Source organism: Clostridium sp. Marseille-P2415, assembly GCF_900155545.1.
Taxonomy (GTDB): Bacteria; Bacillota; Clostridia; order Lachnospirales; family Lachnospiraceae; genus Lacrimispora.
Genome location: NZ_LT732526.1, coordinates 3,923,827 through 3,946,062, shown reverse-complemented (window position 1 = coordinate 3,946,062; position 22,236 = coordinate 3,923,827). Strand labels below are relative to the sequence as shown.

Below are 22,236 nucleotides of genomic sequence, written 5' to 3'. Positions count from 1 at the left end.
ATAATAACTTATCTTTCAATCCTGCAGCTGCATTATTTCCCCCAAGACGTGAAAGGTATCATAAATCCGTTTTATATTCCCTTAGCATATATAGGAAACAACCTTTATCCCGGCAATGAATATACAGCCATCTCCCAATTTCATGTTAACATACTGAATAACTTCATTCAATGGTTCTTGCCATTTTTTTCCAATTTTCATATTTTTTTCCGGGAACCTTAATATTTAATCATATATATTGCCAGCCTGATTCACGGGCCTTTGAATAAATCTTTCATTTGCCAATTACTGCTTCGCATTCCATCTTTTATATATTACATTTCCATTACATTAATGTTACAATAAGCTTGTTCCAAAGAAAACAAAAAAAATAAGGGAGGTTACGTATCATGACTTTTGACTTCAGCTCATGCGATTTAAGCGGTTTATTAGAATTAATTTCCCAGTTTTGCAAATAGTCTTTCACATTAAGTTAACCCTAGAGGTTAACCGTCAGACTGCAGACAAAATGGCACTAGGTTGCAAATCCTAGTGCCATTTTTCTTCGTTTCATTATATAAATATATTCATTTTCGCGAAACCCGGGAAAGATCTAAATCGTTTTTGCTATTTCAATTGCCGCTTCTGCTACAAGCCGCAAATGTTTACGAAGTAACGTCTGGCTCTTCTTTAAATTTCTGCTGCGAATTCCTTCAATAATAGCCTTATGTTCCTTAAATGTATCTTCTTTCCGTTTTGGATCAACAGAGCCGCATATGCTGATTCGCTCAATCTGCGTATTTAAATTATTCATGAAAGTAACCAGACGTTTACTTCCATTCTTTTCCACAATCAGATTATGCAGCCAGAGATCTGCCGCATGAATCTCATCCCAATTACCGGACTCATCAGCACTCACGAGCATTTTCTCAATATAGTCCAATTCCTGCTCCGTAATTCGATTAATGCTCTTTTCCAGGGCCCATGCTTCCAAAAGAGAACGCAATTCAAAAATTTCTTCCACATCATACGGTGTTAATGCCGCCACAAAGGTTCCATGTGAAGCATAGCTTATAACAACTCCCTCTGCTTCAAGATCTTTTAGTGCCTCTCTGATTGGAGTCCGGCTCATCTGCAAAATCTCCGAAATATCATTTTCCCTAATCGGTAATCCTGGCTTTAGCCTTCCTGATACGATTTCATTTCTGATATAATTATAAGCTTGATCTTTTCTTGACATATTTCTCCACCCTAACAGACACACTAAAATAAAAATACTGCTAAAATAAATTTGGCAACTACGGTAATCATACCATATCAGGAAACAAAACAAAAGCAAAGATTGATTCTTAATTTTATTTTTTATTCAATATACTTTTAGCCATTTTTCCCACTTTAGAATGAAAAGCGATATGGGTACACAGTTCATCTCCAATATTAAAATGGCGGACTCCGAGATCATAATACTCCTGCATTTCGCTTGCATCATTTAACAGAACGCACGGCTGAACTCCATATTTCAATGCAACTTTAATCATCTGATGATGAATCTGCTTCAGTTCTTCTTCATGCTCTTCCGGCTCCCAGCCAACATTCATCGCATAGTCATGCGGCCCAAAAGCAACCATATCAACACCTGGTACCTGTACAATTTTTTCGAGATTCTTCATGGCATCTTTTTTTTCAATCATAACCATCTTAACCACATCATTTACCTGTTTAACATAGTCAGCTACTTTCATTCTTCCAGATCCATTCATTCCAAAACGGCGGTTTGGACGGCCGAAAATACCTCCATCCGGTGCACTTGGGCAAATATCATACAGAGTTTTTCGTACTTCCTCCTCATTGTATAAATCAGCAAATAAAATACCATGAGCACCGGAAGCAATTGCTTTCTGGGCTACAAATGCCCGATTTTTACGATCAACTTTAACAACAGTAGCGCAGCCAAACAATTCGGAAGCTCTGCATATATTTTCCACATCCGCCTGTTCATAAGGTGAATATTCTCCATCAAACTGTACATAATCATACATTCCGCTGGAAGCCGCCATCTCAGCTATATACGGCCAGGTACTCTCTATTCTGGTACCAAGTGAAGGCTGATGATGATTCAGTGCCTCGCGTAACTTATTCGGTCTCTTCTCCATGATTATTCTCCTTTCTCATTTATACGATCATTCAAGTCCCCATGCAGCACAACTCTCGGCACCAAACTTATCAATAAAGTATTCCTGAACCGGCCTTACCGCATCTACAAATACCTGCCTCTGCTCATCCGTTAATTCCGTAATCGTAATCTTACCGCCGTCAAGATATTCCTGTTTGATTTTTTTATCATCATTGAGCATCTGTTCGCGGCCCCACTGCGCTGCCTCCTCAGCTTTTTCCTTTAACAATGTCTGAGCAGCTTCACTATATTTATTCCATGCTGCCTGATTTACAGTAATGAAGTTGCAGTCAAAGCTCCAGTTCCATTCCGTGATATAAGGCTGAACTTCATGGATATTATTAGAATAAATCGTCTGATATCCATTCTCTTCTCCGTCAATTGTACCTTGCTGAAGCGCTGTAAATACTTCGCCCCAGGACATCGCAATTGGATCTGCCCCTAAGTCTTTAAGCGTTTTCATATAAACTTCACCGTTTGGAACACGAATTTTCATATTCTTCAAATCTTCCGGACCGGTAACTTCTTTTTTACTGTTAGTAAGCTGACGCATGCCGTTATAGAAAGATCCAAGAGGCATGAGGCCTTTTTCAGCCATAAGCTTTGTATAATATTCTCCGCCGGTGCCATCGAGATACTTGGTTGCCTCATCATAATCTTTGAACAGGAACGGGATCTGATGAGTCAGAAACCTTTCATCAATATGGCCTAATGTAGAGCCTGAAGTAATCGCAATATCAAATACCCCCCCGGAAACCAGCATTTCAATCATCTTTGCCATACTGCTGCCGGTAAGCGATCCATCAGAAAAAACAGTTACTTTGATTTGTCCGCCTGATGCCTCATTCACGAGGTCTGCAAAATGCTGCGCAGTTACCGTATCCGCCCCCTGTTTTGTACCTATAGAAGCAATCTTAATATCCAGTTTCTCATAACCGGAACCACTGTTTGCAGAATTTCCTGCCGCTGTCGGTGAACCGGCGGATGAACCGCATCCAGCCAATAATCCGGCGGTTAATGAAACACCAAGTAATAAAGCAACGATTCTTTTCATAAAATTATCCCCTTTTTATATAGTTTTTCCATCTTAAGTTACTTAACCAGCAGCAAGGAAAGCTGAGGTACGTATGTAATAATGAACAATGCGATTATAGATGCAGCAATATAAGGGAACGCCGCCTTGCAAATCTGTTTCATGGAAACACGGCCGATATTGCAGCCCACATACAGGCAGACCCCCACAGGAGGTGTCGCATTTCCGATTGCCAGATTCATAACGGTCAATACCCCCAGTGCAACCGGATCATATCCTAATGAAATCGCAGCAGCGCTGATAAATGGAACGAAAATATAGCTTGCTGAAGTGCCATCCATAACCATACCGGCAAACAGTAAGATTATATTAATAACAAGCAGTAATAATTTCAAATTTCCTCCGGATAAGGTAATTAATGCCGTCGCTGCAACTTCACCGTATCCTCCCATGGTAATCACCCAGGCAAATAAACTGGCTGCTGCATTAATAAACATAACAGATGCCGTCTGTTCCACTGATTCTTTGATGATATCCTTAAATACAGAAAGAGTAATGCTATGATAAACAAAAATTCCGACAAGCAGCCCATATACGGCTGATACGGCCGCTGCTTCCGTAGGAGTGAAAACACCGCCATAAATTCCACCAAGAATAATCACCGGCATCATCAATCCTAAAAAAGCATCCTTAAATGCAGCCCGGCGCTCTTTCCATGAGGTTTTCGGAAGCGTTTTCAGCTTACGGTGACGGTTTTTAATCAAACAGGCAATAATCAGGCAAAGGCCCATAACAATTCCCGGAATTACTCCCCCCATAAACAGATCACTTACGGATACACCGGTAATGGAACCATACACAACAAACAGAATGGATGGAGGAATAATAAGACCGATCGTACCGGATACTGACATCAATGCACTGGCATCAGAATCCTCATAACCGGCTTCGATCATGGCTGGAATTACCAATACACCCAACGCTGCTACGGTTGCCGGTCCTGAACCGGAAATTGCCGCGAAAAAGCAGGCACATACTACACATACAATCGCCATACCGCCTCTGATATGCCCCACCATGCTGCGGGCCAGATTTATCAGACGTCCGGAAATCCCGCCCTTTGCCATGATATTTCCACCGAGAATAAAAAATGGAATGGCAAGAAGGATGAACTTATTTGATGCTGCATAGTAATTACCGGGAACCATGGTCAGCGGCATACCCGCACTCAGCAGCGCAAACACGCTCGAAAGTCCAAGACACACGGCAATCGGCACATTTAAAAGAAGCATGATAATAAAAGATCCAAATAAAACTGCAGCTGTCATTTATTCTTTCCCTCCTCCTTTATGGTTTTTAAAATATCTAATACGGCCTGGGCAAAACAAATTGTCATGAAAAAACTTCCAACAAGAAGAAATGTTCCATATATCCATTCCGGCCATTGCAAAGCTACGGAAACCTGTTTTAAGTTATACTGGTTCCGGACCATACCAATGCCGGTCACAAAAAGAACAATACTGAATACACATCCCATTCCATTTCCCAATGCAACAAATACTGCCTTCGTCTTAGGTTTCATAAGGTCTGTTAAGATGGTCAGCCCCAAGTGAGCATGTTTCTTCGCTGCCAGCGCGGTTCCAAGCATGGAAAGCAGAACTAACAGCGCACTGGTGATTTCTTCTGTAAAAGAGATAGAAGCATGTAGAAAATATCTTGAAATAACATTTACAAATGCCAGAGCCAGCATGATAATCATCGCTATAATCGCCAGATTCTCATCTATACGGCCTAAGAATTTTTTCATTTTGTCCTCTCCTTGCATATTTTATTATACTGTTCCGTATTTCAGCCTGGGGTAATCATAATGTTTTTCATAAGCCGCACCAACACTCAGCACACCCAGATCATCGTTTCTCCGCCCCATTACCATGAGTCCGACCGGTAAATTATTCTTTGTTAAACCAATTGGCAGTGAAAGAGCAGGGCTTCCCGTTAAACTTGACAACCGGGTATGCCGCGAACACATCTGCTTGCCATATTCTGTTTTACCTCTTGACTGGACCAGCCATGGATCCGGCAGTCCGATGTCATAAGCTTCGATCGGGCATGTCGGCACAACAACCGCGTCCAAGTCTTTCATGACATTTTCCCAGGACTGCTTAAGTCTCTCACGGTCCTTCAGTGCCTGAATATACTGAACGGCAGTATACTTTCCTCCTGCTTCCAGCCGTTTTACAACGCCTTCCTGATATTTGTCCCTATATTTATGAAACATATCTTTATGTGTAAATGCGGTTCCACTAAACACGATACAATCTCCTGTATCATCCAGCAGCTCCAGAAGCGGTACCTCAATATATTTTATCTCTGCCCCTAATGCCTTAAAACGCCCGACTCCTTCTTTAAATACTCGCTCAACCTCAAAATCGGTTTTCTCAAGGAAAAAGTTAGTTGGAACACCGATCACCTTTCCCTTTAAATCGGTTTTCTCCCGGAGTTTCTTATAGAAGTGAGTTGATTCTCCCATAATTGGCTCCTGGCATGGATCGAGCGGGTCCGTACCGGTAATTGCATCTACCGTAATAGCCGCGTCAGCAACACTTCTGCACAATGGCCCCGGATGATCTGTAGCGGTACACATAGGAATAACGCCGTATAAACTGACAAGTCCGTAACTTGGTTTAAAACCAACTGTTCCGCTCATATGGGAAGGGATTCGTATGGAGCCGCCGGTATCCGTTCCCATTGCAACATAAGCCATTCCGGTAGCAGCTGCTACTGCGGAACCACCGGACGAGCCACCGGGAATCTTTTTCGGATTCCATGGATTATGGGTGGGTCCAAAACAACTCTCCTCCGTAGATGGTCCAAAAGCAAATTCATGGGTATTTGTTTTTCCCATGATTATCGCACCTGCATCGATCAAACGCTGTACAACGGTACCGTTGTACTCAGGGCGGAAATCCCGTAATACATTTGAACTTGCAGTTGTCGGAATCCCCCTGGTATAATATAAATCCTTTAATGCAATCGGAATTCCATGTAACTTACCTTTGTAATGTCCTTTATCAATTTCTTTTTCTGCAGCTTTTGCAGCCTCACGGGCCTCATCAGCCATAAAATATACATACGCATTTAACTCCGGCTGCAATTTCTCTGTCCGAGCAATACATGCCTCAACAAGATCAACTGGAGAAATCTCCCGATACTCAATCATTTTTGAGACCCTTTCCATACTCAGCATTGTAATGTCTTCCATTAAACTTCCTCCTCAAACAATTCCTCTGATTATTTACTTTACAGTAATAAACCTCCTTTTTAATTTACATTTTTGTGTTTTTTAAATATTTATATTGTCGACAATTTTTACATACTATATATATCATCATTTAACAATGCTGTCAATGATTTTTATTTGATTTATACAAATTCTTCTGTTCAAATACTCATTTTTATCATAAAGATTCCAAATTTCAGGTATCAAAAGAATTGACTTTCGTTTAAATCATCAATAAAAATATGCGTATATTTCATAAAAAAAGCTCATTCAACTGTCCTTTTTAATTCAAAATTTCGGCTGAAATACTTCTGGTAAATCGAACTGTAACACATTTATTAATTTGACCGGCCATGAGATCATTCTTTAAAACCCTTCTGCTCTAAACTAAAAATCAGGCAGGCAGCAGATGATTTATTCATCTGCTGCCTGCCTGAACCGCCTGCCTGATATCAGCCATATGTTCAATCATTTGTTCATAGGCTTTTGCAATATTTCAGACCGCTCATCAACATGGATTTCACAAGCCCCATTGATCAGCGTTAATCCAAATCCTTCCCATTGCCGGCGATCACTTTTTTATACCAGTAAAACGAATCCTTACGGTAGCGGTCACAATTTTTCACATCAAACTCATCCCGGTCCACATAGATAAAACCGTAGCGCTTTACCATGCCTTCATGGGTCGAGATCAGATCAATGGCTGACCATGGACAGTATCCCATCATCTCAGCGCCGTCAGAAATTGCCAATTGAATCTGTTCGATGTGTCTCCTCAGATATTCAATGCGGTAAGGATCATGTACTTTTCCGTTTTCCAGTTTATCATAAGCACCAAGTCCATTCTCCGTAACGATCATGGGAAGGCGGTATCTGGAATACATTTCCCTTATGGTAGCCCGGAATCCTGCCGGGTCGATCTCCCACCCAAATTCTGTAACCGGCAGATGCGGGTTCTTAAATCCCTTATAAAATCCTGCCTCTCCCCTTGCAGTCTGCTGATCCGCTCCAGGATCCATGGTTTCAGTTCCGTCGCTCGCCTCACAGGTCGCAGTGTTATAATAATTAAACCCGATAAAATCAGGATGTCCGTTCTTAAGTGCCTCCGCATCGCCGGGTGCAAACACCGGGCAGGCATCATGCTCTTCTAAATATGCCCATACCAGGTTGTTGTAAACTCCGTATACCGCCATATCCAGATACAGCCAGTTGCGGATAGCATTGTAATTCTGGGCTGCCAGAATATCTTCCGGTTTACAGCTGGCCGGATATACCAGAGAAATATTAGGTGCCGGTCCTATTTTCGCGTGGGGCAGCATGTCATGACAAAGGGCCATCGCTTTCGCCTGCGCAACCAGCATATGGTGATTCTGCTGGTAAACCTCCTTTTTCACATTTGTACAGCCTTCCGGCAGGAACAGCGTCCCGATCACAGGACCCACCAGCGTCAGCATATTTTGTTCATTTATTGTAAGCCAGTATTTGACACGGTCTCCGAAATTCTCAAACAGGACTTTGGCATAATTTAAAAACCAGTCAACAGATTCCGGATTTCCCCAGCTGCCCCGTTGATCAAGAGCGGCCGGCATGTCAAAATGAAACATGGTAACAAACGGCTCAATATGATATTTCAGGCATTCATCGATCAGATTGTTGTAGTATTCGATGCCCTTAGGATTGACCCTTCCGGCGCCCTCCGGCAAAATGCGTGACCATGCGATGGAAAAGCGGTAGGTCTTAAATCCCATTTCCGCCATCAATGCCACATCTTCCTTATAATGATGATACTGGTCCGCACACACATCCAGTTCGGAAGTTCCTTCCGGTACCTTTTTTACATCCTGGCAGGATGGCCCTTTTCCGTCAATCAGATTGGCTCCCTCCACCTGATAAGCGGAAGTGGAGGCTCCCCACAGGAAATCCTCCGGAAAATCTTTTAATCTTTTATGCTGCATAATTATCTTCTCCCTTCATACGTTTTCATTCCTTATTACACCATAACTATAAAAATGCCCGGTGTCAATAAAATAATTTTCCTCCAACCTTAAATCCTGTCTGCGAAAATTGCTTTCGCCTCTCCGTATAGCCGGATTACCCGGTCACACCATTCATCAAACTCCGGTTCCTCGATTTTCAGTTCGGGGTGCGCTTCCATATATTCCAGATACATCCGCAATCCCTCTTTGTAGCTGATCTTGCAGGCATATCCCGGATTTTTCGAGCTGATCTTACTGATATCAAAAATATTAGACCACCGCTTATCTCCCTGAATGGATTCTTCCATGTTATATGTCTTAGACATTCTTAATAAGTCGGTTCCGATATAAACCGGCTTATACTCTGCCTTTAACAGCCTGGCAAGTTCCTGATAGATCATATCCCAGGTATGCGGCTCCGGGTTCATGATCTGATAAATCTCCCCTATTGCAGATTCATCGCCCACCAGTTTACAGAAATACTGCGCAAAGTCATCGGCATGAGTGCTTGCCCATACGGACTGTCCATCCCCGTGAATGATTACCTCTTTTCCCCTGAGCATCCGGCTGATAACCGGCCAGCAGCCTTTTCCCTTCACGCTGAGCGGAATCCGGTTCCTGGAATACGTCTGTGTCGGGCGCACAATGGTAATCGGAAAGCCTGTACGTTTTGCTTCTTCCAGGAATACATCCTCAGCCGCCGCCTTTGCCTTGCCATACCCGGAATAGGAATTTCCCTTATCCATTGCTTCATTTACATTGCAATCCGTTTCATGATTTAAGACACATACGGTACTGATGTATATAAACTGTTTTGTTTTGTACCTGAAAATTTCAATATTATTTTTTGCATTCTCTTCATTCCAGATAATAAAATTAATAACGCAGTCAAAGGTCCGGCCTTTCATAACCTCCTGCATTTCATCCGTCTGATTGATATCTCCTTTTATGAAAGAAATGTTCTCCGGCAGACTTTCATTGTTATTGCCGCGATTTAAAACAAACAGCTCCACGGTTTTATCCTGTGCCAGCATTTCTGTGATCGGGCTTGAAATTGTTCCGCTCCCGCCTACGATTAATACCTTTTTCATCTTATACCTGCTTTCTGTCTGCTGCAAATACAATACCTGCATCATTTCTGCCTGCTTCCAGCACTTCCATAGCGATCAATGTAAGCTCCATATATTCAAAGCAGCGTTCATAGTCTTTTTCCCTGATCATATCAAAGATTGCCCTGAATTCATTTTCCATGGGATTTTCAATATGATCCAGATCAATCTTATAGGTCTGATCCTTCAGCACCACGCTGACATTTGACACATGACCGGGCATGGAATCCACTAAGATATAGCCTTTCTCACCCTGTATGGTGCTTCCGGCCGGACTTGCGGAATCTTTTGCCCCGCAGCATACAGCTTTAAAGGAGCCGTAATCAAGAACCAGAACTCCCGAAGTGTCAATCCCGTTATAACCAATATTGGCAAAATAGTGCACCTTCTCAGGCCTGCCAAACAATCCGACAACAAAATGTACGTTATAAACATTGATATCGTACAGACATCCCCCTGACAGCTCCGGATCAAATGCCGGCAATACCTCATGAGCCAGATACTTATCGTACCGCCTGGAATACTGGGAGTAATTGCACTGGATCAATTTAATATCCTCCAGCAGCGGAATCGTTTTCTTGATTTCTCTATAATTATTCAAATACCGGAGCATGATCGCTTCAAACAGGAACAACTGATTTTCTCTCGCTAAATCAAGCAGCTCCTTTGCCTCCTGATAACCGGAAGTAAATGCTTTCTCACATATCACATGCTTTTTTGCCTGCAGGGCCTTTTTGGTGAATTCATAATGCCCGCTGTTGATTACGCCAACATATACCACATCGTATGTATCATCTGCCAAAAAAGCATCAATGTCATCGTACAGGCTGCCGATTCCATATTCATTTACAATTTCCTGCGCTGATTCTTTTCCCGCGGTCCGGCAATACATTGCCGTACAGCGGGTATCTTCAATATTTTTTATAACTTCCAGAGCGGTACGGACGATTAATCCCGAACCAATTATTCCAATTTTCATGTCATCTGCTCCTTATATTTTAAAATGACGGGCAGATAAGTCTGCATATACATTTGTACAGCCAATCTGCCCATTTCCGTTATCTGCAGTGTGATTCCACCGCTTCCATGATCTTAACCGCGTCTTTGATCGCTGCTTTTACCGTAACATGAAAGATCACCATCCCTTCAAACCGTTCCCTCTCGCGGATCGGCATATCCTTTGTTAAAATGACAGCATCCGCATACCTATCGGTTGTCATAAGCGCTTTGTACATTCAAATTAGCACGTTTTTTCGGCTTTGTAAATCTTTTTCCCGATGTTGTTATTTTGTTCAAAAAATCATGCCATCTTTTTCAATTATCCTGGAACAAAATTACACATATTAATCACCCACAGGGTGAAATTTATTTGTTTTCCTGACATTATGTGTTAAAATCTTTGGCAGGAGGTAGCAAAATGCCTATTATCAGTAATTTAGAAAAAGCCAAGCAATTCAATTCCTCTGAGCGGATAATATCACAGTATATTCTCAAAAACAAGGATCTGATATTGGAAATGTCTATTCAGGAGCTTGCCCTGAATACCAATTCTTCGACTTCAACCATTGTACGTTTATGCCGGAAAATCGGTTTAAAGGGCTATAAAGATTTTAAAATAAAATTCTCTGCAGAATTACTGCAGCACAATAGAAAAAGCCGTCCGCACGATATTAAATGCCGGACGGGTTGGAATATTTGCAGAGGGTGACAGTTATATCCGGGCCTTAAGTTTTCAGAACAGGTTGATGAAGATCAATATAAATTTAATCAGCACATCCATACACGGCGAAAACGATCAGCTTGCAAACACATTTACGAAAGAGGATTGCGCCATTATTATTTCCTATAGCGGTGAAACAAAAGCGCCCACGCGAACCGCCAAAATTCTCCGGAAAAATCATGTTAAAATTATAGCGATTACATCAAACCCTTCTTCCCATATTGCCATGCTAAGCGATATTATGGTTCCCCTGATAAAGAAGGAAAGCCAATCCATAAGATTTTCCACCTTCTCTTCACAGATGGCAATCGAATACGTGTTAAATGTCCTGTATTCCTGTTTGTTTGCTGCTAATTATAGTAAAAACCAAAAGCTCAGAATAGATACTGAGACGATGTTTCTTGATACCAGATTTTAGCCTTCAATGGTTAGATTGATTGGGGGGCGTTGTTCCATAGTTGTTAATCATCTTTGGAACAACGCCCCACTTTTATTCCCAAAACAGAAGAATGGACTCCGAAGATGATTTAACATCACGGACCTCCATCTAAATATATTGTGTCAAATTCTCATGCTTTTCATAGATAACACCGTCATTTCCAGCCTGCAATCTGCTGTTTTCCTTATCATAAACGGGTTCTTTCTTCTTACAATCATCAAGAAATTCTCTTAAGCTGCCAAATTCCTCCTGACTGCCACAGACGCAGACATAAGCAGTATTTCTGCTTTCCGCCCGGTATTCACAGTCAAAGAGCTGATCCTCATAAGCCTTTAGCGGTTCACTGCACCAAAGCGCCACATAACCGGTTCCTGCTTTTCCCGTTGTCCAGCCATCTTCCATGATCTGTTCTTTAAACCGGCTTTTAGGCCAGTATACATGGGTGAAAGGAATCGGATGACTCTCAGGAATCCGGTAAATTCCAAACAATACATTCTTCACCTGTTTAAGAGCAGGCATGATCCCGTTTCCGAACCAGTATCCCGGTCTTGTGGAACTGGTCTCACAGCTTCCGCCCGGGTGATTGACAAATACCACAGCAGCCGGATCAAGAGCCGCATACCACATATGCTGCTGGTAGCCGAATACCCCCGGCTCAAACTGTGTCGTACCATGGAAGCATTCATTCAAGGATTTAACATAGGCAAAGCTTCCCTGGCAGGCATCTTCCCTGCCATATATATTTTCCCATACCCTGGGTTCTCCGTCTCTTGGGGACTGAACGGAAGTGAGCATGTAAGCTTCATTCTTTTCCACGCAGATCCTGGCATTGCTTTCCCCATAAACCATGGATATTTGCTGCTTCATGATTTTATCAAGGCGGCTGGGAAGCTTATATTTGCTGGTTGCGAGGAATATGATCCATTCACTGAACTTGTCCGGTGCTTTCGGATCCAGCAGATTCACCAGGCACTGAATGTCCTGAGCATAAGGATAAAGGACCTCACGGTATACACGTCCCATAGGCGCAATGCAAACTCCTTTAAAGGTCTGCAGGGAAAGATCATGTAATAAACGGTCTGCCACTTTTACTGCCAGTCCGGAAAGTTCTTCGTCTCCGAAATCCACTACATTCAGTATGGCGGCAAAGGTAATCGGGGTGTAACCGCCGCTGTGGAATTCATCAAAACCTTCTTTAAGAGTTTCCTCCATCCAGTCGTAAATCCGAATTCTTGCTGCTTCTTCCATTTCTTTCCCTGTTCTTCCCGAACGGATAAACAAGTCATTGGAATAAACGCTGCCTGCCAGGTAAGCACTTACAAAAAACATAAGGGAATGGTTTTCACTCCAGAAGCACATTCCATCACTACCTTTTTCATCCATCCAGTATCTGTAATTCAGCATAACCTCTCTACAGCGTACCGCCAGCTCCTCATCCATGGAATAGAGCTTTATAAACCGGACAAGTGCACAGGTGAGGAAATCAGAACAGTCTCTCCTGCTTTCAATCTGGTCAAGAGATTTTAATATCTCTTTTCTGTCCTCAGAAGTCATGGCATTCGTATAACAACGTGCCAGAATCGGATACATGGAAAAGCTTTCTTTCTCTCCCCTGGGGATCTGTCCCACTGATGCGATTCTTTCATAGATTCTTTCTCTATTTTCCTCCCGGTCGGAGACTCCGCTCCAGACAGGCCCTAATATCTCCTGTCTCTCAAAACTTCTGGTAAGCCTCTGGCTCCCAACTGCTACCTCTACCTTAAAATACGGACAGCCAGGCTGAAGGGGCACATTCTTATGACCCGAAATATCATGGCGGGTGTAACGGTTATTCTGATGCAGAAAATCCACAGGCTTTGAATCATAAATTAAAGTGCTTCCTCCTGGAGCTGCAGAGGAAAATAAAAGTTTCCCCTCCTCCATGGTAATAGAAGAAAGCCATTCCCCGGCATCTGTCAGCTTCTTAACTGCTTTGTCATCAGGCAGCGCCACCTTAAGAACCTTCTTCTCCTCTCCCGGAATCTGAATTCCGAAAAGCGTTCTGGTGTCTCTGACACCCAGATTCTGAAGCCTGACAAAAATCAGATTTTCTCCTTTTTTTAATTTCAGATGAAGCACCTGACGGTTTATCGGCTTATAAACAGGCGTTTTAATTCCTCCTGCATACTCTCCGTTGACCCATAAATCTACTGAGGCATAGCTCCACAGCCAGACTTCCGCCTCCATGTTCTCCGGGGCAATCAACGCCGAAGCAGCATGAAGTTCTATTTTTTTAAGTAAAGGATAAAAAGCAGACCGGTCTACAAACCAACTTCCAAAATTGTAGTCATATTCCCACGGCATTCCAAGAGAACTTATTTCACCGGCACGGATTATCCCCTCCGGCATTTTTTCATTGTGATCTGCCACCTGCTCTCTCATGATTTTCTCACATGCAAGCTGGTCTTTCCCAACTGCGTCACTAAAAAAACCGGTCTCTTTTTTTCCGCTTACAAGATAGTTTGTAATATAACCGTATTGATTCAGCTGAAATTCCATTTCATTTCCTCTTTTCTTCTTAATCAGCCTTTTACCGCTCCGGCTGTCATTCCTCCCATAAACTGCTTGCTTGCAACAATATAAACAAGAATAATCGGAATAATGGCGATTGCCGATCCTGCAAACAGGATATTCCATGCAGCTGCTCCGTCACCGGCATTCTGCAGTGCAACAACACCAACGGTCAGAGGACGAAGCTTTTCATTGGTCATGGTAAAGATAAGCGGAAGGATGTATTCATTCCAGCCTCCACGGAAGGATAACAATGCAACGCTGGCAAGTGCCGGTTTTAATACAGGAAGAATGACCCTGCTGTAGATTCCAAAAAAGCTGCAGCCATCCATCTTTGCTGCTTCATCCAGTTCCCTCGGAACACTGTTCATAAATCCATGAATCAGGAATACATAAGTAGCCTGCCCGCTTCCTGCGGATATAAGAATAATGGATATAAGTGACTTATTCATATGGAGCTTTACTGCAAGTTCAAACAGAGGACGCAGTGCCGCGCTCCCCACATTAATAAACATAAATAAAACCATAGCATTGTAGATCAGACTTTTTAAGCGGAATTGTTTTCTGGAAAATACATATCCTGCCATGCTGCTTACAAACAGCGAAATTGCCATGACACCAAAGCTGATGATCAGGCTGTTAATGGTATATCTGGAGAAATTGGCCATTTCCCATGCCTGGGTATAATTGTCTAAAACAAATATCTCCGGCAACAGCCTTAAGCCTCCCCGAACCAGTTCATTGTTGGTTTTAAAGGAGCCGAAAGCGATATAAATAATTGGATAAACCGTCAACACCGCAAGAAAAGCTAAAAGCAGAAAAATAATTACGTTACTGATTTTAGTTTTTCTTGATTCAACGGAATGACTTACTCTTTCCCTTGCCATTTTCCCGGTCTCCTTTCTATGATATCTCATCCATTTTTTTGCTGAATTTTAAGTAAATAATGGTAACTAAACCAACAATAAGTGCAGATATAATGCTAAGCACCGAGCCATATCCGATCTGTAGCTGGGATGACGATGTGGAAGTTCCGAATACCATCTGGAAAATGTATGAAAACATAACATGGGTACGGTTATTGGGACCGCCTCCGGTCAAAACCAGGATGGACTGATAATCCTTAAATGCAGTGGTAATCGCAAGCATAATGACAACCTTAAGAACCGGTCCAAGCATTGGAAGAGTAATCTTAAAGAATGTCTGAATTCCATTGGCACCGTCAATCTGGGCACTTTCATAAACATCCGACGAAATTCCCGTAAGTCCGGAAATCAAAAGAATCATATAATTACCAAAAGCTCCCCAGACAGCCACAATAACAACTGCAGTCATGGCAGTCTTGCTGCTTCCAAGCCAGTCAATAGGAGCATTGATAATTCCGAATGCCTGAAGAAAAGCGTTTAAAACACCGTTATAGGTTGCAAAAATGAAGTACCAGATCAAGCTATATACAGCTGAGCTTATAACCGTGGGAAGGAAATAGATTCCCTGGATCAGCCCGCTTCCGAATCTCTTCCTTTGCAGCAGCACTGCGGTTATCAGAGATAGGGGAAGAACAAATAGCAGCTTTAAAAATGCATATTCAAAGGTATGAAGTACACTGTTCCAGTAAATGGTATCTGTAAACAAACGCTTAAAGTTTGCCATTCCTACATAATATTCTTTAAATCCATTGTAATCATAGAAAACATACCGGATCAGCCAGGCAAACGGATAAACCGACATAACAAGAATAAAAAATATAGTAGGAAACAGCATCAACCACATGGGAATATCTCCATGATCCCAGCTTTTTTTCAAACGTTGTCCCAAAATCCTTTTTGTATTCATTCAGTACGCTCCTTACTTTTCATAATTTATATTACTTTCATTAACGCCGTTTCCCTCAGTGAAAAAGCTGCTGCAAGACAGCAAAACTGTTTTGCAGCAGCCAGGATATCAATCTTACTGAGCCAGATATTCCGCTGTACCCGCATTGGGGTGAAGAGGATCATAATCCTTAATTACCAGACGCTTTGTCTTGCCCATCTTAACTTCTTTATCTAAAGCATCATTGTAAGTCCGGTTCAGCTTGGCAATGGTATCATCAATAGAACCACCTTCCGGAAGACATGCATTCCATAATGCATCACGATAGCTTTCACCTTCCGGAGTTACGCCTGGCGCTACAGGCAATACTGCTTCATAATCAACATTGGAGAAATCAGCCATTCTGCCTATTTTTGATTTATCAATTTTTCCGTCCATATACGTGGAAAGAGGAAGAGAATAACCACCTTCCAGATATCCTTTTAATACTTCTTCTGAACCAAAATATTCTATTACTTCCCATGCTTCTTTCGGATGCTCTGTTAATGCACTCATCATCCAGCCACAGTTTATACTGCAACCTTCAGCACCCCTGATCTCACCGTCTAAAGTAGGGAGCTGCGCAACACCCCATTCAATTTCAGCCGGGAACTGCTCAGTAAGAACCGTAGCTTCCTGGGAAGCATTGGCATGAAGAGCAACATGGCCCTCTGCAAACTGAACACGGACAGGATCGATCTTCATGGAAGAAGCTCCCGGGAATACACTTCCTTCCTCAAACATTTGGCGTACAGTTTCAATAAATGGCTTGTAACCAGAGAAATCGAACTTACCTTCTTTATAGTTGTATGCAGTAACACCGCTCATTTCAGCAGAATGTTCAATCCAGCGTTCAAAAGGACCACTTGCTCCGGGGAAAATAATCCCATAATAATCTCCGTTTCCTGTTTCTGTTATCTTTCTTGTAAGGTCTGGAAGGTCACTGATCCTGGCAGGAAGTTCAAGATCCAGCTTATCGAAAATTTCCTTATTATAGATAAATCTGGAACCGCTTCTCTTTCCGCACGGAACCCAGTAAATATCATCGCCAAGTGAGTTGCTCCCCTCAAATAAGTGCTCGTCAACTTCATTTACCTTCTTGAAATCATCTGTTATGTAATCGTTAATCGGCTGAATAATGCCGTTCTCTGCAAAGTTCTTAAAATTTTCCGAGCTTACTGCCGAAAAAATGTCTGGCGACTGTCCAGAATTTGCTGCCATTGTAATTAGATTCACATAATTCTCTGTCTGTACCACATACTCAATTTCAACATCATCATGAGTACTGTTGAATTCCTCAACAACCTTGTTCATGTACTCCATATCATGTCGGTTCTCAGTCCAGACAGTGATTTTTACCTTGTTTCCGGAAGATGCTTCCTTTTTTGTTTCTGCAGCAGCCGCTGTGGTGTCACCAGCTTTACTTTCAGAGCCTGTACTTCCAGCATCTCCCCCTGAAGAACATGCAGACAGTGCTGATACCGCCATTGCCCCTACAAGTCCCAGCGCTGCAAGCTTCTTTGACTTTTTCATATTTTTACTCCCTTTCGTTTTGTTTATTCTTTAATTCACCACTTAACATGTACCATCATAATAATGCATATTGTCAAACTTTTGCACCACATTTTTTATCATCCATGTAACATTTTTTTTGGAACTATCCTTCCCCTTCCCTTTCAATCTTGCTTTTCATTGTGCACAATGCTATAATGGCCTTGCTTTTAATTTTACTGACTGTTAAAGGAGACCATAATGATTCCAGTTTCAACAATAACCCTTCTGATTGTCGATGACGAAGCAGAAATACGCTCCGGCTTACGCTCTATTATCCCCTGGGAAGACTATTCCATCTCCGTGATTGGAACAGCTGCAAGCGGTGCTGAGGCTCTTGACAAAATCAGATATTATGAACCGGACATCGTTATCACCGACATCCAGATGCCGGGAATGAGCGGTTTAGAGCTGGTCCGCCGGGCAAGGGAAGAACAATTTGACTGTTCCTTTGTGATTTTAAGTGGTTATGATGAATTTGAATATGCCAGAACTGCAATCAAATACGGAATTATTGAATATTTACTGAAACCCATTTCTATAAAAGAATTAACGGAACTAATTAAAAGACTTCGTGAGAACATTTTAAGCAAACGGAATCTTCACAGTGACCAGCTGTCAACCTTAAGGAAACTGCGGAAAGCCCAGATTTCTCTGCACAAGCTCAATCTGATTCCTCAGCTCCTCCGGGGAGAACTGTCTGCACCAGAGCTGAGAAAAGTCATCAATGACTACTCTCTGCCCATAAAAGACATAGACAGCTGCGCCGTATTAATCCGGGCTTATTCGCCTCACCAAAGTACAGAGGAAAACATAGAATTGAATCAGGCCCTGATCCCCTTGCGAAAAACGCTGGAAATAGAATTTGAAGGCAAGCCTATCCTCATCGCCGAATATCCTCCGGCTGGTTTGCTTCTTTTAATAAACCTTCCGTTCACATCTTTCGATAACAGTTCCTTTAAAAGTTTACTGACCAGATACATCCGGAGAGCAGAAAACACCGCCATGGTTCAAATTGCCGCCGCCATCGGAAAGCCCGTATCATCTCTTTCCAGCATCCACGCTTCTTTACAGGATGCCAGACAGGTAATATCCTGGCATATCTATCCTGAAACCGGGCCTGTCCTCGATTCAGCTTCTTTCACCGCAAAGCAGCCCCCCGTTGTCATGCCTGGCGATGAAATATTAAACTCCATACTAAAGGATAATTTTGATGAGATAAAGACACACTTTAATAACTATCTGGACAAGCTTCTGGACCGTTCTGCCCCGCCTCCATCCTACCTGTATAACATGTGCAATTATCTGATCATTACCGTTCAGAGCCAGCTTTCCAGATATTTGGATGGACCTCCCAAAAGCTATACCGGAAATTCCTTTGCCACACTTCAGAGCCTGACATCTCTTGATGAGATACGCTCTTTTATGTGCAAAATACTATGCAGCTTTGCTGATGAACTTTCCGTAAGCCGGGCCGCCAGAAGCGATCCCCTTATAGAAAAAGCCATTACCTATATCAATAAAAACCTGTTGAAGAATCCAAAAACAGAGGATGTCTGCAGTTATCTTGGTTTAAGTAAAAGCTATTTCAGTACTTATTTTAAAAATAAAACACAATTGAATTTCCGGGATTACACACTGGACCTAAAAATAAATTATGCCCAGGAGCAATTAAAACATCCTGAGCATACTCCCGGTGAAGTGTCCATGCTTCTTGGATATGAAGATTACAGATCCTTCAGCCGGGCTTTCAAAGCGCGGACCGGGCTCACTCCCTCTGATTACCAGAAGCAGTATACAGCAGAAGAAAGGAGCATCCGATGAAGCACTGGTTTGCCAATTTAAAGGTTCGATATAAATTGCTGACCGGGATGATTTTTATTACTTCGGCGGCCCTGATTCTGATCACTCAGCTTTCCTATTCTTATTTTTACAAAAGGAACACCAATGAGGTATACAAAAAGGCGGAAAGGTCGATCCAAATGACTGGTTCTTCTCTTTCCTCCCAGTTTATGTCCTTATCCACAGCCACTGATCACCTGTTGGTAAAGGAACCCTTTCCCCAAATGATATCCGATATCAATAACCGGAATTTTACCGGATATGCAAAATATTTTTCAGAAGCCATGTCACAGACTGATTCTTTTTTGCAGAGCCACGATCTGATAAACAATGTGATTCTTTGCGGAGAAGACGGGATTCTTTTCAGTCCGGCTTCTCTTGGGATGAGCAGCTACTTTGAAACACTTTTTACTGAAAACATATGGGAATACCCTCACATTACCATCTTTCCCACCCGTTTCAACTCCATGTTCAAGCAAGGAAGTACCATTCCGATTTCCTATCCTGTATCCTATAGTCCTGCCTCTGCAAATCTTGCCTATCAGGATGCTCCCGGCACAAAAAAAGCAAGATTTATCCTGCTGATTGATACTGCTCAGATACGTGCCTACTTTGACAGAATGTCCAACAGCTATACCTATTGTATGTATCTGGCAAAAGAAGACGGAGTTCCTCTTGATATTACGGACGCCCAATTTCCAGATGCCTTTCTTCCCGAAGTAAAGGACTGGGTAGCCGGGAAAAATGGGCCTCAAAGCGGAACCGTCAAGAACCAGAAGGAGGAGCTGTTTTTAGAAATGGACTCCATTAAATTCTGCAGCTTAAAGATCGTTCATATGGTCAAAAAATCTTCTCTTACAGGAGATATCAAAGAACTCAGGTCCTTTTTTATTCTGGTGTGGCTCGCATGCTTTGCAGCCAGTGGTCTATTATCATTTGCTCTTTCCCATCTTCTTACGAGAAATTTAAAATCCATCGGTAAAGTCATCGGAAGAATCAATGAAAATGCCTATAATAAAAAAGTAACCTTTCCCTACACAGATGAAATCGGCCTTTTAGGGACCCAGCTCAATCAAATGTACGATACCATACAGCTTCAGCTAAAGCAGATCAAAGACGAAGAGCAGAAAAAAGCCAAAGCTGAAATCCAGATGATGTCGGAACAGATTAATCCTCATTTTCTTTACAACACTCTTGAATGCATTCATTTTCAGGTATTGAACGGTCACTCTGACACGGCCGGAGGAATGCTGGAAAGCCTGGGCAGGTATTTAAGGATTACCTTAAGTGTGGGAAAAACATTTATCTCAGTACAAAAGGAAGTGGAACATGTCACTTCTTATATGGAAATCATGAACCGCCACTCCTCTGCAGGAATCATGCTGATCACCTCCATCGAGCCAGGCTTAAGAGATGTAAAAATCATGAAAGTCCTGCTACAGCCTCTTGCCGAGAATTGCATTAAACACGGTTTTAGTAATTTTATCGGCGGATTCGAGCCGGTTCCACCAACCATATCCATATCCATTCACTCGGTTTCAGACAAACAGATACAAATTGAGGTTTCAGACAACGGTACTGGAATCGACATAGAAAAGGCAGTTTCCTGTCTTGATCCGGAAGCCAAAAATCATTTTGGCTTGGCCAATCTCCAGAAGCGGCTTACTGCCTGTTACGGTGAAAAGGCAAAGATATCCTTTACCAGTATTCCCTATTTAAAAAACAGTGTAATTATTGAGATCCCTTTAAAAGACAATTAATATTTGATCGGAGATACGGACTAAAAATAGAACAAAGAACTTTATGCAACCTCAAAGGATTTTGCATATTTAGGTTGCTCACTATTTCCTCGTAACCTTTTATTGGATAATAAAAAGTTGATTGCTTAGTTTAAATCAGTAAGTGGTTTACCACTTACTGATTTACAAGGATTCTGAGGCTTTCATAAGAGGGGTGACAACCAGGTTTGAACTGGAGATCGCTCAAAAACGTAGGAAAAAGGAGGGTTTGGCGTGCCGGGAGGGGGTTGTGAGTATTCCGGGTGTTTTTGAACCGCCAATCCGGTTGCATGGGTTCTTCCGCAAATATCCGTTTTGTATCTTTCGCTTATAAAGTTTATATGATATACTATAATGCTATAGGAGATACTGTTTATGAACGATACTACAGCATTAAATTTAGATAAATTTTATCCAACAGAGTTATTGAGAATTACAGAAATTATTGTGGACAGAACCAAAATAAAAATCCGTATGAAATCCGCAACCGAATCTTGCGAATGTCCTGAATGTAAACAAATTTCTAACCAATACCATGGCACCTATATTCGCAAGGTACAGGATCTGCCTATTTTAGGAAAACAGGTAGAGCTTGAAATAACTGCACACGAATATAACTGTGAAAATGATTCTTGCAAGGTTTCTACAATTGCTGAAACCTATAATGGTTTCCTCAATTACTATAGCCGTATGACGGAGCGATGCGCTGATTTTATCAGTACATTAGCATTGGAAACGAGCTGCGAAGGTTGTTCCCGTATCTGTAAAGAGATGGGCATTCGCATCAGTGGCGATAGTGTAATACGCCTTTTGCTGAAACGCTTTGAGAATCAGGCACCTTCAGAGTGTGGTGAAATCGTAGGTATTGATGATTTTGCTTTCAAAAAAAGAAATACCTACGGCACTATTATTGTAGATGAGAAGTCACACAACCCCATTGCCATACTTGATGGAC

Annotated in this window: 19 protein-coding genes; 5 read left to right on the top strand and 14 right to left on the bottom strand. The window is 42.1% G+C overall.

All coding sequences use genetic code 11. From position 1 onward, the window contains the following. Positions 1–592: 592 nt before the first annotated feature. From BQ9856_RS22975 to BQ9856_RS24680, 10 genes are all read right to left on the bottom strand, one after another. Positions 593–1,219: a GntR family transcriptional regulator gene (locus BQ9856_RS22975; RefSeq protein WP_077613057.1), complete on the bottom strand. Its 627-nt coding sequence runs from the start codon at positions 1,217–1,219 to the stop codon at positions 593–595. A gap of 115 nt (positions 1,220–1,334) precedes the next feature. Next, the gene (locus BQ9856_RS22970; RefSeq protein WP_077613056.1) at positions 1,335–2,132 is read right to left on the bottom strand and encodes an HpcH/HpaI aldolase family protein; all 798 of its coding nucleotides are present in this window, start codon (positions 2,130–2,132) and stop codon (positions 1,335–1,337) included. A 27-nt stretch (positions 2,133–2,159) separates the two neighbouring features. Continuing rightward, complete coding sequence (locus BQ9856_RS22965) at positions 2,160–3,206, bottom strand: TRAP transporter substrate-binding protein (protein WP_077613055.1); 1,047 nt, start codon at positions 3,204–3,206, stop codon at positions 2,160–2,162. 38 nt (positions 3,207–3,244) lie between these two features. After that, positions 3,245–4,513, bottom strand: a complete 1,269-nt coding sequence (locus tag BQ9856_RS22960) for a TRAP transporter large permease (protein ID WP_077613054.1) — start codon at positions 4,511–4,513, stop codon at positions 3,245–3,247. Further along, positions 4,510–4,992 carry a TRAP transporter small permease gene (locus tag BQ9856_RS22955; RefSeq protein WP_159442073.1) on the bottom strand — a complete coding sequence of 161 codons (483 nt, stop codon included), beginning with the start codon at positions 4,990–4,992 and terminating at the stop codon, positions 4,510–4,512. Before BQ9856_RS22955 ends, BQ9856_RS22960 begins: the two co-directional genes overlap by 4 nt. Positions 4,993–5,016: 24 nt before the next feature. Next, positions 5,017–6,447 (bottom strand): amidase, encoded by a 1,431-nt coding sequence (locus tag BQ9856_RS22950; RefSeq protein WP_077613052.1) that lies wholly within the window; start codon positions 6,445–6,447, stop codon positions 5,017–5,019. A gap of 560 nt (positions 6,448–7,007) precedes the next feature. Further along, positions 7,008–8,420: a glycoside hydrolase family 1 protein gene (locus BQ9856_RS22945; RefSeq protein ID WP_077613051.1), complete on the bottom strand. Its 1,413-nt coding sequence runs from the start codon at positions 8,418–8,420 to the stop codon at positions 7,008–7,010. Positions 8,421–8,509: 89 nt separating this feature from the next. Next, complete coding sequence (locus BQ9856_RS22940) at positions 8,510–9,532, bottom strand: NAD-dependent epimerase/dehydratase family protein (RefSeq protein WP_159442072.1); 1,023 nt, start codon at positions 9,530–9,532, stop codon at positions 8,510–8,512. A gap of 1 nt (position 9,533) precedes the next feature. Next, the gene (locus tag BQ9856_RS22935) at positions 9,534–10,529 is read right to left on the bottom strand and encodes a Gfo/Idh/MocA family protein (RefSeq protein ID WP_077613049.1); all 996 of its coding nucleotides are present in this window, start codon (positions 10,527–10,529) and stop codon (positions 9,534–9,536) included. A gap of 79 nt (positions 10,530–10,608) precedes the next feature. Continuing rightward, a complete protein-coding gene (locus BQ9856_RS24680) occupies positions 10,609–10,785 on the bottom strand; it encodes a hypothetical protein (protein WP_159442071.1) in 177 nt (58 codons plus the stop codon). Positions 10,786–10,967: 182 nt separating this feature from the next. Here BQ9856_RS24680 and BQ9856_RS22930 point away from each other — a divergent pair, with 182 nt between their 5' ends. Next, a complete protein-coding gene (locus tag BQ9856_RS22930; RefSeq protein ID WP_077613048.1) occupies positions 10,968–11,258 on the top strand; it encodes a MurR/RpiR family transcriptional regulator in 291 nt (96 codons plus the stop codon). Then, positions 11,176–11,688, top strand: coding sequence for a MurR/RpiR family transcriptional regulator (locus BQ9856_RS22925; RefSeq protein ID WP_077613047.1), 513 nt, complete (start codon positions 11,176–11,178; stop codon positions 11,686–11,688). The genes BQ9856_RS22930 and BQ9856_RS22925 overlap by 83 nt, the downstream gene beginning before the upstream one ends. A gap of 129 nt (positions 11,689–11,817) precedes the next feature. On the opposite strand, the gene BQ9856_RS22920 is transcribed toward BQ9856_RS22925, so the two are convergent. From BQ9856_RS22920 to BQ9856_RS22905, 4 genes are all read right to left on the bottom strand, one after another. Continuing rightward, positions 11,818–14,247, bottom strand: coding sequence for a hypothetical protein (locus BQ9856_RS22920; protein WP_077613046.1), 2,430 nt, complete (start codon positions 14,245–14,247; stop codon positions 11,818–11,820). A gap of 23 nt (positions 14,248–14,270) precedes the next feature. Continuing rightward, positions 14,271–15,146, bottom strand: a complete 876-nt coding sequence (locus BQ9856_RS22915) for a carbohydrate ABC transporter permease (protein WP_200801343.1) — start codon at positions 15,144–15,146, stop codon at positions 14,271–14,273. Positions 15,147–15,162: 16 nt separating this feature from the next. Continuing rightward, complete coding sequence (locus tag BQ9856_RS22910) at positions 15,163–16,092, bottom strand: carbohydrate ABC transporter permease (protein WP_077613044.1); 930 nt, start codon at positions 16,090–16,092, stop codon at positions 15,163–15,165. 114 nt (positions 16,093–16,206) lie between these two features. After that, complete coding sequence (locus BQ9856_RS22905) at positions 16,207–17,643, bottom strand: ABC transporter substrate-binding protein (RefSeq protein WP_077613043.1); 1,437 nt, start codon at positions 17,641–17,643, stop codon at positions 16,207–16,209. A 219-nt stretch (positions 17,644–17,862) separates the two neighbouring features. Between BQ9856_RS22905 and BQ9856_RS22900 the strand changes: the two genes are divergently transcribed. From BQ9856_RS22900 to BQ9856_RS22890, 3 genes are all read left to right on the top strand, one after another. Next, positions 17,863–19,485: a response regulator gene (locus tag BQ9856_RS22900; RefSeq protein WP_077613042.1), complete on the top strand. Its 1,623-nt coding sequence runs from the start codon at positions 17,863–17,865 to the stop codon at positions 19,483–19,485. After that, positions 19,482–21,263, top strand: coding sequence for a sensor histidine kinase (locus BQ9856_RS22895; RefSeq protein WP_077613041.1), 1,782 nt, complete (start codon positions 19,482–19,484; stop codon positions 21,261–21,263). The genes BQ9856_RS22900 and BQ9856_RS22895 overlap by 4 nt, the downstream gene beginning before the upstream one ends. Positions 21,264–21,656: 393 nt before the next feature. After that, a partial coding sequence (locus BQ9856_RS22890) for a transposase family protein (protein WP_077613038.1) occupies positions 21,657–22,236 on the top strand: 580 nt, incomplete at its 3' end.